The following is a 14,424-nucleotide window of genomic DNA, read 5'->3' as shown; positions in this document are numbered from 1 at the left end:
AAGAACATTGAAGGAGGTTTGAGATGAACGGGTTGATGATGCAATATTTTGAGTGGCATACTCCAAACGATGGTGAGCACTGGAATCGTCTGGCAGCTGATGCCGAGCATTTGGCGGAGTTGGGAGTGACAGCGGTTTGGCTACCACCCTGCTATAAGGGTGGTGATCAAAATGACGTTGGTTATGGCGTGTATGACTTGTATGATTTGGGGGAGTTTGACCAAAAAGGAACTGTCCGAACCAAGTACGGCACGAAGGCGGAGCTTTTAGCAGCTATTGATCGGTTGCATGAATGTGGCATTCAGGTCTATGCTGATTTGGTGCTAAACCACCGAGGAGGAGCCGACGAGCTAGAGCGTTTTACAGTTGTTGAAGTTGACCCAAATAGCCGTCAAGAGGTTTTAACAGATCCTTACGATATTGAGGGTTGGACAAAATTTACCTTCCCTGGACGTGGCGAGACTTATTCATCCTTTAAGTGGCACTGGTACCATTTTTCAGGTTTGGATTTCAATAATGAAAACGGCAAGTCAGCGATTTACATGATTCAAGGCGAAGGTAAAGGTTGGGCAGATAACGAAACAGTTGACGGCGAAAAAGGCAACTATGATTATCTGATGAATGCTGATATTGATTACAGTCATCCAGAAGTCATGGCAGAAACCAAAAAATGGCTGTCGTGGTTCATCACCCAAACTGGTGTCGATGGGGCAAGGTTAGATGCGGCAAAGCATATTGATGCGACTGTCTTAGAGGAGTTAATCGATTATGTTCGGCAGGAACATGGTGATGATTTCTTTTTTGTAGCGGAGTATTGGCATCATGATTACGGGCAACTAGACGAATTTTTTGGATTGACCTTTGGAAAAGTGGATAGTTTTGATGTACCCTTGCACCAACACCTTAGACAAGCCAGCCTAGAAGGTAGAAATTACGATTTACGTCAGATATTTGACGGCACAGTTGTCGCCCAGAACCCGACAAGGGCGGTCACTTTTGTGGATAATCATGATTCGCAACCTGGGGAGGCCTTAGAATCATTCGTTGACGCCTGGTTTAAGCCGCATGCTTATGCCTTGATTTTACTGAGGGAAGCAGGTTTTCCTTGCTTATTTTACGGTGATTACTATGGTATAGACGGGCAAGAAGGGCACAAAGAGGTATTGGATAAATTACTCCATCTTCGTAAGGAACATGCCTATGGTGCTCAAGATGATTATGCTGATGACCCGACTTGCTTGGCTTGGGTTAGACGAGGAACAGCAGAACATCCAGGTGCTTGCGCAGTTTTGGTGAACACAGCAGACCAAGCACAGAAACGTCTTTTTGTCGGGGAAAATAGAGCAGGTGAAGTATGGTATGATGCCATGGGGCATCACGAAGAAACAGTTACCATCGCCCCTGATGGCTTTGGTGAGTTTACAGTACCAGCGGGTCAGGTATCCGTTTGGATCAATCAAGATAAAGGAGAATAGTATGGAACGAGCAATTTTTGCAGGTGGTTGCTTTTGGTGCATGGTCAAGCCCTTTGAACTGACGGATGGGGTTCTCTCCGTCTTGTCGGGTTATACGGGTGGTCATGTTGAAAACCCGACCTATGAGCAGGTCTGCAGCAAAACGACAGGGCACACCGAGGCGGTTGAGATTATCTTTGACCCTGAGAAGATTTCTTACAGCGACTTGGTTGAGCTTTACTGGCGCCAGACGGATCCGACTGATGCTTTTGGCCAGTTTCAGGATCGAGGGGATAGCTACCGTCCTGTGATTTTTTATACGACCGATGCCCAGCGGGAAATAGCAGAGCAGTCCAAGCAGGCGTTAGCTGATTCTGGACGCTTTGATCGTCCTATCGTGACCACGATTGAGCCAGCCCAGACCTTCTACCCAGCGGAGGGCTATCACCAGGCCTTTTACAAGACAAATCCTGTTCGTTACAAGATGAGCAGTGGGGTGCGTGAGGCCTTTATTGCGAGGAATTGGCAGTGAGAACATCCTTCTACCATTGGTTGATGACGCAACGCCATCCGAAATCAACTGCCCCAGTAGCGATACTGGCTGATTTGGCTTTCTCAGAGAGTGATTTTCCTAAGCACACTGATGATTTTGACACCATCAGCCGTTTCTTGGAACAGGAAGCTAGTTTTAGCTTTTCACTCAGTGACTTTGACCAGATCTGGGAAGACTACCTAGCCCACTAGGATAGGGTCGACCAGTTAATTTTGATGTCATTTCTATGTTGACAACTGAGTTATTTTAATGATATAAAAGTTCAATCTTTTTTAAGAAAGGGCAGTTTTGATGAAACACTTAAGAAGACGTGAGTTAACGATTATCATTAGCTTAGCTCTGCTATTTGCCATTTGGAACCCTATGGGCTTTTCGTTCAATCAGACCGTGTTAGTGTCAAGTCTTATCATCACGGTTGCGTCTTGGGCGACCGATGCGGTGCACAAGAGCCTAGCCTGTCTCTTTTTACTAGCGAGCTTTATCGTTTTTGGACAGACGCCTCCTGTCGAGATATTTGGCTTTCTCTGGGGGGATATGAACCTGCTGATCATGAGCACGACCTTGCTCAGCATGGGCATGATGAAGACAGGTCTGATTCAGGCCTATGTGGAAAAGTGGCTGGCGACATCAGCTAACAATACTAATCTCTTGCTGTTAGTGCCCTACGCTTTGGGTTTGGTCTTGATTATCCTGATTCCTCAAGCCTTTGTGCGTGTGATTATCTTAGGGACGATTTTGGATGGTCTCTTGCAGGCCAGAACAACAGAGGAAATGGCTGCCAAGCGAGTGCTGATGATGAACGGTTTTATCGGTGTATCGATTGCCTACATGCTGGTGCGGCAGGGTGATATCTTGCTCAATTTGTCAGCTATCAGTTTCGGTGGACAAGACGTTGCAGCGACCTTGACCAGCTGGAACTGGTTCAAACTCATGAGCTTGCCAGTTGTGGTTACCGCTACTGTGACCATCTTAGTGACAAAAATGCTCTTCAAAAAAGAGCTATCAGCCTTCAGCTCTGCCATGCTCCTAAAACCAGATAAGTCTCATCAGAGTTTATCTGCCAACCAGCAGCGCCTCAGCCTGCTAGTCATCGCAGGGGTTGTGCTTTCTTGGACAATAGTTGGATGGCACCAGCTGCCAGCCTGGTTGCCGGTCGTGGTTGGTGTGGTCATCTTTTTTGCGACAGGTATTTTGACCAGGGATGATTTGTCTGCCATTAACCCGCACTTTATCCTCTTTTTAACGACTATTTTCTCGATCGGCAAGGTGCTGGGACAGGCTGGCATTACAGGGCTGGTCTTTGAACAGATGAAGGTTCTGATTCCCAGCCGGCAATCGCCTGTCTACCTTTTGGCGATTATCTTGTTTATCATGTTGTTCCATATCTTGATTGGGTCATCGGTAGCGACCATGTCGGTTGTTCTGCCGATTGTCGTACCTCTGATGGCGGCCGCAGGTTATCAAGCGCACTTAGTGACCTTGATGACTTATACCCTTGTCAACATTCATTTTCTCTTGCCCTTCCATCATGCGATTATGCTCTTGGGGATTGGCAAGGGCTACTACCCTGACCGCTACATGCTCCGCTACGGGATTGTCATGACGGTCTTGACACCGCTCTTGCTCCTGGGCATTTACTGGACTTGGTGGAGGTTATTCTGATGAGAGAGATTAAACGCGGGCAGGCTCCTGCCCTTTGTGGCATTATCAATGTGACCCCTGATTCTTTTTCTGATGGGGGAAAATACCTGGCGGTAGATGCCGCTGTAAAGCAGGCCAAAGAACTGATAGCAGCGGGAGCCACGATGCTGGACATCGGCGGGGAATCGACCAGACCAGGGTCAACCTACTATGTTGCTGTGACTGATGAAATTGCTCGTGTTGTGCCTGTTATCCGAGCCATTCGAGCCATCAGCGATGTCCTCATCTCCATCGACACATGGAAGGCAGACGTCGCGGCGGCTGCCCTGCAAGCAGGGGCAGATGTGGTCAATGACATCACAGGCTTTCTGGGAGATCCCCAGATGGCTCAAGTGGTCGCCCAGCATGGCAAACAGGCCATTCTGATGTTTAACCCAGTCATCGCTCGTCCCCAAAATCCAAGCAGTCAGATTTTTCCGACCTTTGGGAGGGGCTGGGCATTTACGGGAGAAGAGCTGGAGACCTTTGAGAAGCTACCGATCCTTGATCTGATGCAGGCTTACCTGTCTCGCTCGATAGCAATAGCAGAGCAGGCAGGAATTTCAGCTGATCGCTTGGTCTTAGACCCAGGAATTGGCTTTGGATTGACGCAACGGGAAAATCTGTTGTTATTGCAACACCTGTCGGTGCTTCATGAACGGGGCTATCCTATTTTTCTCGGGGTATCTCGTAAACGGTTCATCATGAGCCTGCTAGAGGAGGCTGGGTTAGAGACCGATATCGCCAGCCCAGCAGGCTTTGCCAATCGTGATCTGGGTTCCAGTTACCTCACGGCTATCGCTGCCAGTCAGGGGGTCGAAGTCCTGCGTGTCCACGATGCGGCGGCTCACCGTCTGGGTCTACTGATGGGCTCTGCCATTGCCCACGCCCAAGAACAGACGGATAAGCACCTATCAGCTTACAAGAAATAAGGAACAGCCCCCTGAGGGCTGTTTTTAGCTTGAAAGTGCTTTGAAAAAATGGTAAAATAAAAAGATAAAAAGAAGGGGGTTGCCATGGATTTAGGCAAGATTGAAGCAGCAGTAGAACAGATTATTGACGCAGTTGGCGAAGATAGACAGCGGGAAGGTTTGCAAGAAACCCCAGCCCGTGTGGCGCGGATGTATGCGGAGGTGTTTTCAGGTTTGGGACAGACAGCTGAGGAGCACTTATCGAAATCCTTTGAAATTGTTGATGATCACATGGTCATCGAGAAGGATATCACCTTCACCTCCATGTGTGAACATCATTTTCTGCCTTTTTATGGTAAGGCTCATATCGCTTATATTCCTAACGGTCGTGTCGCAGGGCTGTCCAAACTAGCACGGTCGGTTGATGTTTATGCCAAAAAACCGCAGATTCAAGAGCGCCTGACCATGGAAATTGCTGATGCCCTCATGACCTATCTCAATGCCAAGGGCGCTCTGGTCGTCATAGAGGCGGAGCATATGTGCATGACCATGCGAGGGGTTAAAAAACCAGGCACGCTCACAGTGACCAGTGTTGCTCGAGGGCTTTTTGACACCGATAAGGACTTGAAAAACGAGGCCTACCGCCTCATGGGGGTCTAAGATGGACAGGCTAGAGATTTTAGGGCTAGAGATTTTTGCTCATCACGGTGTTTTTCCAGCAGAGAAGGAGTTAGGGCAGAAGTTCGTCATTGACCTGACACTGACTTATGATATGACTAAGGCAGCAAGGACAGGCGATTTAACGGCTTCGGTTCATTACGGTGAGCTCAGCCAGCAGCTGACGGACTGGTTGCAGGCAACTAGCCATGACCTGATTGAGACGGCGGCTTATCGGCTAGTGGAGCAGATTTTTGAGCATTACCCGATTAGTCAGTCAGTCACCCTTACCCTCAAAAAGCCTTGGGCACCTGTGCATTTGCCCTTAGAGACTTGTTCGGTCACGCTGACGCGTGAAAAGAGCAGAGCTTTTATCGGACTTGGGACAAACTTGGGGGACAAACAGGCTCACCTGACTCAGGCCGTAGAATTGATGAGGCAGGCGGGTCTGACCATCGTTAAGCAATCTAGTGTCCTAGAAACTGAGCCTTGGGGCGGTGTGGAGCAGGATAGTTTTCTCAATCAAGTGATTGAAATAGAAACCTGGTTGACACCGGAAGCCTTGCTTGACACCTTATTGGCTATCGAAGCTCAGATGGGCAGGATACGTGAGGTCAAGTGGGGTCCCCGCGTCATTGACTTGGATATTCTATTTGTTGGTGATAAGACCATCTACACTGACAATTTACTTGTGCCCCATCCCTATGTGGCTGAACGAGAATTTGTTTTGCAGTCGTTAGCGGAAATTGCTCCCCATTATACCCATCCAGTTTTGAAAAAAACAATGCGCCAACTCTTGGCAGAATTAGTGCGCCAGTAGGATAATAGCGCTGACAGTGATAGCCAAAATTTATCAGTTACTAGGTAGCAAATAGGGTCAAGATGTGTTATACTAATAGTCATAATGAGTCCCGAAAAGGTAGTTTGGGGTTAGTCTTTGTACAGTTGGTCGGAGCAGTTGTTTGCGCCGACGAGCATTGTTTATGAGGGACTGACCACAAGCTAGTGCTTTGTAACTCGTTTTAGGGGGGATAGGCTGTTTTTTGCTGTGTCCTCCCGTCTTGGTGCTGGTGGTTGACCTGGTCAATGCGAGCATACATCATTTTAGGGGGGACATTTTATGTCAGAACGGAAATTATTCACGTCTGAGTCAGTATCGGAAGGGCATCCTGATAAGATTGCTGACCAGATTTCAGATGCGATTTTGGATGCGGTTTTAGCCCAAGATCCAGAAGCCCACGTGGCAGCAGAGACAGCTGTTTACACAGGGACGGTGCATGTTTTTGGAGAAATCTCAACGACAGCCTATGTCAATATTGACAAGGTGGTACGAGATACCATCGCAGAGATTGGCTACACTAAAAATGACTATGGTTTTTCAGCTGAGTCGGTTGGGGTACACCCATCCTTGATTGAGCAGTCTCCAGATATTGCCCAAGGGGTTAATGAGGCTCAAGAGGTGCGGGATGGTGATACGGATAGCCTGAGCCTCATCGGTGCGGGAGACCAAGGGCTGATGTTCGGCTTTGCCATTGACGAAACGCCTGAACTCATGCCGCTGCCTATCTCGCTGTCCCATGCCTTGGTTCGGAAATTAGCCGAGCTCCGCAAATCAGGCGCCATCAGCTACCTACGACCAGACGCCAAATCGCAGGTGACGGTGGAGTATGATGAAGCAGACCGCCCAGTCCGTGTAGATACGGTGGTCATCTCGACCCAGCATGACCCAGAGGTGACCAATACGCAAATCCGCAAGGACATGATTGAGCAGGTGATTAAGGCAGTTATCCCAGCTCAATATCTGGATGAGGAGACCAAGTTCTTTATCAATCCGACGGGCCGCTTTGTGATTGGTGGACCGCAGGGAGATTCTGGTCTGACGGGTCGAAAGATTATCGTGGATACCTATGGTGGGTTTGCTCGTCATGGTGGCGGTGCTTTTTCTGGCAAGGATGCGACCAAGGTTGACCGTTCCGCTTCCTATGCTGCCCGTTACATCGCTAAAAATATTGTCGGTGCAGGCTTGGCTAAAAAAGTAGAAGTTCAGCTGGCCTATGCTATCGGAGTTGCCCACCCTGTCTCTGTTCGCATTGATACTTTTGGTACTGGGCAGGTAGCGGAGAGTCAGTTAGAGACTGCGGTTCGAGAGGTTTTTGACCTGCGACCAGCTGGCATCATCCAGATGCTGAATCTCAAACGTCCGATTTACCGTCAGACAGCGGCCTATGGGCACATGGGGCGGACGGATATTGACCTTCCGTGGGAACGTTTGGACAAGATGGAAGACCTGAAAAAGGCAGTGCAATAAGACAACGATGAGAAGACTAGCCACGGCTGGTCTTTTTTGGTAAAATAAAGGGAAAGATTAAGGAGAGGCTTTGTGCAGATTACCATTCAAAATAAAATTCAGATAGATGATGATGTCGAGTTGATTCACGAAACGCATACAGGCGATTTAGTCGTCAAAGGTGACTGGCTATACTTGATTTACCATAACAGCGAAGGGGAGAAAGTTATCATCAAACTCAACACTAATGAGTTGCTGATGACCCGTTATTCCACTCCCTTGACGCAACTGAGGTTGGTTGCTGGCAGCATCGGTACGGCCAGTCTTCCGACACCGATGGGGGTTCAGCGGTTAGTGACCAATAGCAGAGCGTTTAACTTATCGGCAAGTCAGCAAACCGTTCTTGTCAGTTATGACCTCTTGCCCTCACCAGAAGCTCAGCAGCCTTTTGCTAGTTATGAGTTACACATTTCTTGGCAAAAATAAACTGACGAAAATCTTGCTATTTTGCTGATGATTTGGTAAACTATTAGACATATTCAAGGGAGTAGCAGCAGCTGGCAACAGCTGGGCAGTGTCGTCATTCCGAAAATTATTTTCCGGCGCTGTCTGAAACCGCGAGACTTGTTTTATAAAAACAGGTCTTTTTCTATTGACATGGAAAAAGACTAGAAAAGGAGAACACATGTCAAAAGAACAAAAACGTGACGCCTATTATGCCAAGCATGAAGACGTCGTGTTGGCAGAGTTGGAGACTAGCATTGATGGTCTGACCAATGATCAGGTGAAGGCTCGTCTAGCAGACTATGGTCGCAATGAGCTCGATGAGGGGGAAAAACGCACCCTCTTGCAGAAATTCATCGACCAATTTAAGGATTTGATGATTATCATCCTCTTGGCAGCGGCGATTTTGACCGTGGTGACAGAAGGGATGCACGGCTTGGCGGATGCCATCATCATCTTAGCCGTTGTCGTTCTAAATGCCGCCTTTGGTGTTTACCAAGAAGGACAGGCAGAGGCTGCCATTGAAGCCCTCAAGAGCATGTCTTCGCCTGTTGCCCGCGTCCGTCGGAACGGTCATGTCATCGAAGTTGACTCCAAAGACTTGGTGCCTGGCGACATCGTCATGTTAGAAGCAGGGGATGTGGTGCCAGCGGATATGCGTCTCTTGGAAGCCAACTCCCTAAAAATCGAGGAAGCTGCTCTGACGGGTGAGTCAGTGCCTGTTGAGAAAGATTTGACAGCCACCTTGGCTGCGGATGCTCCAATCGGTGACCGTGTCAACATGGCCTACCAGAACTCAAATGTGACCTACGGTCGTGGTTCTGGAGTTGTGACCAACACAGGGATGTACACTGAGGTCGGTCATATCGCTGGTATGTTGGCCAATGCAGATGAGAGCGATACCCCGCTCAAGCAAAACCTCCATCAGTTGTCTAAGGTGCTGACCTATGCGGTCTTGGTGATTGCAGCCATTACCTTTACTGTTGGTGTCTTTGTCCAAGGAACACCAGCTCTGAAAGGCTTGACAACAGCGATTGCCCTTGCGGTTGCGGCCATTCCAGAAGGGCTGCCAGCCATCGTGACAGTTGTTTTGTCACTTGGGACAAAAGTATTGGCTAAGCGCAATGCCATTATCCGTCAGTTGCCAGCGGTGGAAACCCTCGGCTCAACCGAGATTATCGCTTCGGATAAAACGGGTACTCTGACCATGAACCAGATGACCGTTGAGAAGGTGTATACAAATGGTGAATTGCTCAATGCGTCAGCGGCGTTTGACGCTAGCAACTCAACCCTTCGTGTCATGAACTTTGCCAATGACACCAAGATTGACCCATCAGGCAAGCTCATCGGTGACCCGACGGAGACAGCCTTGGTGCAGTTTGGTCTGGACAAGAACTTTGATGTGCGTGAGGTCTTAGCAGGGGAACCACGTGTGGCAGAGTTGCCATTTGACTCAACGCGTAAGCTCATGTCCACTATTCACCGACAGGCAGATGGTCGCTACTTTGTAGCGGTCAAAGGTGCGCCAGACCAGCTCCTCAAGCGGATTACCCAGATCGAGGACAAGGATCAGGTGCGTGCCCTGACAGACGCTGACCGTGAAGCCATCCTTGCGACCAATAAATCGCTGGCCAAGCAAGCACTTCGTGTCCTCATGATGGCTTACAAGTATGTGGACAGCATTCCGACACTTGAGACAGACGTGGTCGAAAATGACCTCATTTTCGCAGGCTTGGTCGGTATGATCGACCCAGAGCGTCCAGAAGCAGCGCAAGCTGTTGCTGTGGCGAAAGAAGCGGGTATCCGTCCGATCATGATCACAGGTGACCATCAGGATACTGCGGAAGCTATTGCCAAGCGCCTCGGCATCATTGACCCGAATGACACGGAAGATCACGTCTTCACAGGAGCAGAGCTCAATGAGTTGACCGATGAAGAGTTCCAAAAAGTCTTCAAGCAATACTCTGTCTATGCCCGTGTATCGCCTGAACATAAGGTGCGTATTGTCAAGGCTTGGCAAAATGAAGGCAAGGTTGTTGCCATGACGGGTGACGGGGTGAACGATGCACCGTCGCTCAAAACAGCTGATATCGGTATCGGGATGGGCATCACAGGTACGGAAGTTTCAAAAGGTGCTTCTGACATGGTGCTGGCAGATGACAACTTTGCCACCATCATCGTGGCAGTTGAAGAAGGTCGGAAGGTCTTCTCCAATATTCAGAAAACCATCCAGTACCTCCTGTCAGCCAATACCGCAGAAGTGCTCTGTATCTTCCTTGCAACCCTCTTTGGTTGGGACGTTCTGGAGCCAGTTCACCTGCTCTGGATTAACCTGGTAACCGATACCTTGCCAGCCATTGCCTTGGGTGTGGAGCCTGCTGAGCCAGGAGTGATGAGCCACAAGCCTCGTGGACGCAAGTCCAGCTTCTTCTCAGGTGGCGTGCTAGGAGCCATCATTTACCAAGGTATCCTGCAAACCATCTTGGTCTTGGGTGTTTATTGGTTTGCCTTGCAATTCCCAGAGCATGTTGGTGACCACCATGCCATCCACGCAGACGCTTTGACCATGGCCTATGTGACCCTTGGTCTCATCCAGCTCTTCCACGCCTTTAACGTCAAGTCTGTTTACCAGTCTATCTTTACAGTCGGTCCATTTAAGAATAAGCTCTTCAACTGGTCGATTGTAGTGGCCTTCCTCATGTTGATGGCAACGATTGTGGTGCCAGGCTTTAACACCTTCTTCCACGTGACGGTGCTGACACCGACCCAGTGGTTGGTTGCAGTGATAGGCTCTGCCCTTATGATTGTGGTGGTTGAGCTTGTCAAGGCTGTGCAGCGTGCTGCCGGTCAAGACAAAAATGCGATTTAACCCTCGAACTCAGCGATTCGCTGGGTTCTTTTTTCTTGACAGAGAAGGGGATATGATATAATAAAATCAAAAAAATGGGAGAGAATGATGGTTTCTGTGACACAACGTATCAGTGCGATTAAACAGCCAAGAGGTGGTTATGTTAAACCATCTCGTTTTGAGGTCACTCAGTTGCCTATTGGTGAAGAGTTAGCACCTGCTGAAAATATCCATAGCAGCTTGGTTGGTTTGGCGGTTGATTATTTAACGCGTTTTACATTGGGCACAAGGGCTGAGGAGGCGTTTCGGATTTCCCTCTATGGTGCTCAGATGATAGATGAACTTGAGCATGCTTGGGAATTGTTGGAGAGCATCATTGGTTTAGATAGTTATTCCATTACTTGCGCTTGTCAATTGGTCGGCTATGATGTGGTCTTCCGTGCAGGTCGCTCTGGTTATAAGCCTGTTGAGAGCATCGTTCCGGATATGTGGACTATCGAAAATATTAGAATAATGGTCGAGCGAAGTTTAGTCTTTTTCAATCATTATGGTCCTGTTATTAAAGACGGTTTTAACATGCTGGGAGGTTATACAGAAACCATTGATAGTGGGGATGGAGACTTTTTAACCAGTGATACCCTGTGGGATTTTAAGGTAAGTAAGGCAAAACCAACAGCAAAGCACACCCTTCAGGTACTCGTTTATTACTTGATGGGTCTCCAATCTGATGATGATCATTTTAAGCAGCTTCTTTATCTTGGAATTTACAACCCACGATTGCATCACGTTTACCGCTTGAGGATTGACAGTGTCGATGGCGAAACGATTGATACCGTCTGTCGAGAGGTGATTGGCTACTCTGTCTGAAATGGGTATCTTTATCTGTCAAACATTTTTTTGTTCACCAATCCGAAAGGGTTGGTTTTTATGTCACCAACTTGTAACGCTAGCTTCTTGCACTTGTTACCTTTTTGGCGTACAATGAGAGTATGGACTTAAAGACTCAGATTCAGCAACTCGCGCGAGAGATTGGCATTTCAAAAATCGGCTTTACCACGGCTGATGATTTTTCGTATTTGGAGAAAAGCTTGCGCGCGGCAGCTGATGAGGACAGGTTGTCAGGCTTTGAGCATAAGAACATCGAGGAACGCTTGGATCCCAAGCTGAGCTTGGCATCAGCCAAAACCATCATCTCCATAGCGGTTGCTTACCCCCATAAACTGCCGATTGAACCTCAAAAGACCAATTACAAGCGGGGTAAAATCACCCCAAACAGCTGGGGACTTGACTACCACTATGTCCTCCAAGACAAGCTCAATCGTTTAGCGGTAGGCATTCGAGAGCTGTGCAAGGATTTTCCGCTAGAGCACAAGGCCATGGTGGATACGGGCGCTCTGGTTGATACGGCGGTAGCCAGACGAGCAGGGATTGGTTTTATCGGTAAAAATGGCTTGGTCATTTCCAAAGAATACGGCTCGTATATGTATCTGGGAGAGCTAATTACCAATCTGGAGATTGAGCCCGACCAGCCTGTGGACTATGACTGTGGGGACTGTAGACGGTGTTTGGATGCCTGTCCGACGTCCTGTTTGATTGGGGATGGGAGCATGGACGCCAAGCGTTGTCTATCCTTTCAAACCCAGGACAAGGGCATGATGGCGCTGGAATTTCGCAAGAAAATCAAGACTGTTATCTATGGTTGTGACATCTGCCAAATCTGCTGCCCTTATAATAAAGGGTTAAACAATCCCTTGGCCAGCGAGATTGACCCTGAACTGGCTTGGCCAGAGCTGATTCCCTTCTTGGAATTGACCAACTCAACCTTCAAGGAAAAGTTTGGCATGATTGCCGGTTCTTGGCGAGGGAAAAATATCCTCCAACGCAATGCCATCATCGCCCTTGCCAATGCTCACGACAAGACAGCAGTCGTCAAACTCCTGGAAATCATTGATAAAAACAATAACCCCATTCACACGGCGACAGCGCTTTGGGCCTTGGGGGAAATCATCAAAACACCGAACGATGATATGCTAGAGCTGGTGCTGGCGGTGAAGACGGACAACGCTGATATTCTGACGGAGCGTGAGCAACTGCTTCAAAAATGGCAAGTTAGCTAAAAATATGATAGAATAGAAAAGTTATGGTAGTTTCCTGCCAATTAACCGAAACGGACTAACACTGGGGTGCAGCTCTGCTATTGCCCTAAAAAAAGAACCAACGAGGTAAACTATGGATATGATTGACAGCCGCAACAAGATTGCGGACCTGCGTGCAAAGCTAACCAGCTTTGGGAGGTCTCTTTGACCTCGACCGTTTGGAAGAGGACATCGCGACCTTAGAACACCGTATGACTGAGCCAGATTTTTGGAATGATAATCAGGCGGCGCAAAAGGTCTCTCAGGAGCTAAATGACCTCAAAACAACCTACCAGACCTTTCATGACATGACGGAGCTCTGCGACGAGTGCGAGTTGCTGCTGGAGATGGGGGCAGAGGACGAGAGTTTGTTGGAGGAGTTGTCTGACAGTTTGACGAGGCTTGAGGGTCTGATGACCAGCTACGAGATGACGCTACTCTTATCAGAACCCTATGATAGGAACAACGCTATTTTGGAGATTCACCCGGGCTCTGGTGGTACTGAGGCTCAGGACTGGGGTGACTTGTTGCTTCGCATGTACATGCGTTTTGGCAATGCCAGAGGGTTCAAGGTAGAGACCCTAGACTATCAGGCGGGAGACGAGGCTGGGATTAAGTCAGTGACCCTGTCTTTCCAAGGGCCAAATGCCTACGGCTTATTAAAGTCAGAGATGGGGGTTCACCGTTTGGTACGGATTTCACCCTTTGACTCGGCGAAACGTCGTCATACCTCATTTGCCTCTGTTGAGGTCATGCCGGAGTTAGACGATAACATCGAGATTGCTATCCGTGATGATGAGGTCAAAATGGACACCTTCCGCTCAGGTGGTGCAGGTGGTCAGAACGTCAACAAGGTTTCAACTGGTGTACGCTTGACCCATATTCCGACAGGGATTGTTGTCGCGTCAACCGTTGATCGCACCCAGTACGGCAACCGAGACCGAGCCATGAAGATGCTCCAAGCCAAGCTCTATCAGTTGGAAGAAGAGAAAAAGGCGGCTGAAGTGTCTGCCCTCAAAGGTGACAAGAAAGAAATCACATGGGGTAGCCAGATTCGTTCTTATGTCTTTACCCCTTATACCATGGTCAAAGACCACCGCACCAGCTATGAGGTTGCTCAGGTGGACAAGGTCATGGATGGAGAGATTGATGGCTTTATCGACGCCTACCTCAAGTGGAAAATGGGTGTGGATGAGTAAAACAAGCCAGTGGCTTGTTTTAGCCCGAGCATGAAAATGAGGTGGCGAGGGAAAGCCAGTGGCTTGTTTTAGCCTGAGCTTGAAAACGAGAGAGTGAGGAGAAGTTCTGCCCTTTGCATTCTTATTTATCTGAACCTCTTAGGTTTAGGATTTTCTGAGAAATAGCAGAGCTGAGCAACTGCTCTGAGCTGAAAAA

The 14,424-nt window shown here is 48.5% G+C and carries 13 protein-coding genes; all 13 read left to right on the top strand.

The window, feature by feature from the left end; all coding sequences use genetic code 11:
* Positions 1 to 23: 23 nt before the first annotated feature.
* Positions 24 to 1,475, top strand: a complete 1,452-nt coding sequence (locus tag A3GW_RS0110110; RefSeq protein WP_018369176.1) for an alpha-amylase — start codon at positions 24 to 26, stop codon at positions 1,473 to 1,475.
* Position 1,476: 1 nt separating this feature from the next.
* The gene (msrA, locus tag A3GW_RS0110105; protein WP_018369175.1) at positions 1,477 to 1,986 is read left to right on the top strand and encodes a peptide-methionine (S)-S-oxide reductase MsrA; all 510 of its coding nucleotides are present in this window, start codon (positions 1,477 to 1,479) and stop codon (positions 1,984 to 1,986) included.
* Positions 1,983 to 2,198 (top strand): YozE family protein, encoded by a 216-nt coding sequence (locus A3GW_RS0110100; RefSeq protein ID WP_018369174.1) that lies wholly within the window; start codon positions 1,983 to 1,985, stop codon positions 2,196 to 2,198. The genes msrA and A3GW_RS0110100 overlap by 4 nt, the downstream gene beginning before the upstream one ends.
* 100 nt (positions 2,199 to 2,298) lie before the next feature.
* Positions 2,299 to 3,669, top strand: coding sequence for an SLC13 family permease (locus tag A3GW_RS0110095; protein WP_018369173.1), 1,371 nt, complete (start codon positions 2,299 to 2,301; stop codon positions 3,667 to 3,669).
* Positions 3,669 to 4,619 (top strand): dihydropteroate synthase, encoded by a 951-nt coding sequence (gene folP, locus A3GW_RS0110090; protein WP_018369172.1) that lies wholly within the window; start codon positions 3,669 to 3,671, stop codon positions 4,617 to 4,619. The genes A3GW_RS0110095 and folP overlap by 1 nt, the downstream gene beginning before the upstream one ends.
* Before the next feature lie 84 nt (positions 4,620 to 4,703).
* Positions 4,704 to 5,258 (top strand): GTP cyclohydrolase I FolE, encoded by a 555-nt coding sequence (gene folE / locus A3GW_RS0110085; protein WP_018369171.1) that lies wholly within the window; start codon positions 4,704 to 4,706, stop codon positions 5,256 to 5,258.
* A gap of 1 nt (position 5,259) precedes the next feature.
* A complete protein-coding gene (gene folK / locus A3GW_RS0110080) occupies positions 5,260 to 6,075 on the top strand; it encodes a 2-amino-4-hydroxy-6-hydroxymethyldihydropteridine diphosphokinase (RefSeq protein WP_018369170.1) in 816 nt (271 codons plus the stop codon).
* Between the two features lie 300 nt (positions 6,076 to 6,375).
* Complete coding sequence (gene metK, locus A3GW_RS0110075) at positions 6,376 to 7,563, top strand: methionine adenosyltransferase (protein WP_018369169.1); 1,188 nt, start codon at positions 6,376 to 6,378, stop codon at positions 7,561 to 7,563.
* A gap of 72 nt (positions 7,564 to 7,635) precedes the next feature.
* Complete coding sequence (locus A3GW_RS0110070; protein WP_018369168.1) at positions 7,636 to 8,028, top strand: YwiB family protein; 393 nt, start codon at positions 7,636 to 7,638, stop codon at positions 8,026 to 8,028.
* Positions 8,029 to 8,227: 199 nt separating this feature from the next.
* A complete protein-coding gene (locus A3GW_RS0110065) occupies positions 8,228 to 10,915 on the top strand; it encodes a cation-translocating P-type ATPase (RefSeq protein WP_018369167.1) in 2,688 nt (895 codons plus the stop codon).
* Positions 10,916 to 11,002: 87 nt separating this feature from the next.
* Entirely contained in the window at positions 11,003 to 11,761 is a 759-nt protein-coding gene (locus A3GW_RS0110060) for a hypothetical protein (protein WP_026216697.1), read from the top strand.
* Positions 11,762 to 11,883: 122 nt separating this feature from the next.
* Positions 11,884 to 13,011: a tRNA epoxyqueuosine(34) reductase QueG gene (gene queG, locus A3GW_RS0110055; protein WP_018369165.1), complete on the top strand. Its 1,128-nt coding sequence runs from the start codon at positions 11,884 to 11,886 to the stop codon at positions 13,009 to 13,011.
* Positions 13,012 to 13,123: 112 nt separating this feature from the next.
* Positions 13,124 to 14,228, top strand: a protein-coding gene (gene prfB / locus A3GW_RS0110050; protein WP_149036291.1) for a peptide chain release factor 2 whose coding sequence is annotated in 2 segments (ribosomal slippage) — positions 13,124 to 13,195 and positions 13,197 to 14,228 — 1,104 coding nt in all. Because the reading frame shifts where the segments join, the coding sequence is not laid out codon by codon here.
* Positions 14,229 to 14,424 lie beyond the last annotated feature (196 nt).

Source organism: Streptococcus entericus DSM 14446, assembly GCF_000380025.1.
In the GTDB taxonomy this organism is placed as follows: domain Bacteria; phylum Bacillota; class Bacilli; order Lactobacillales; family Streptococcaceae; genus Streptococcus; species Streptococcus entericus.
This window is presented reverse-complemented; position numbering and strand designations above follow the sequence as displayed.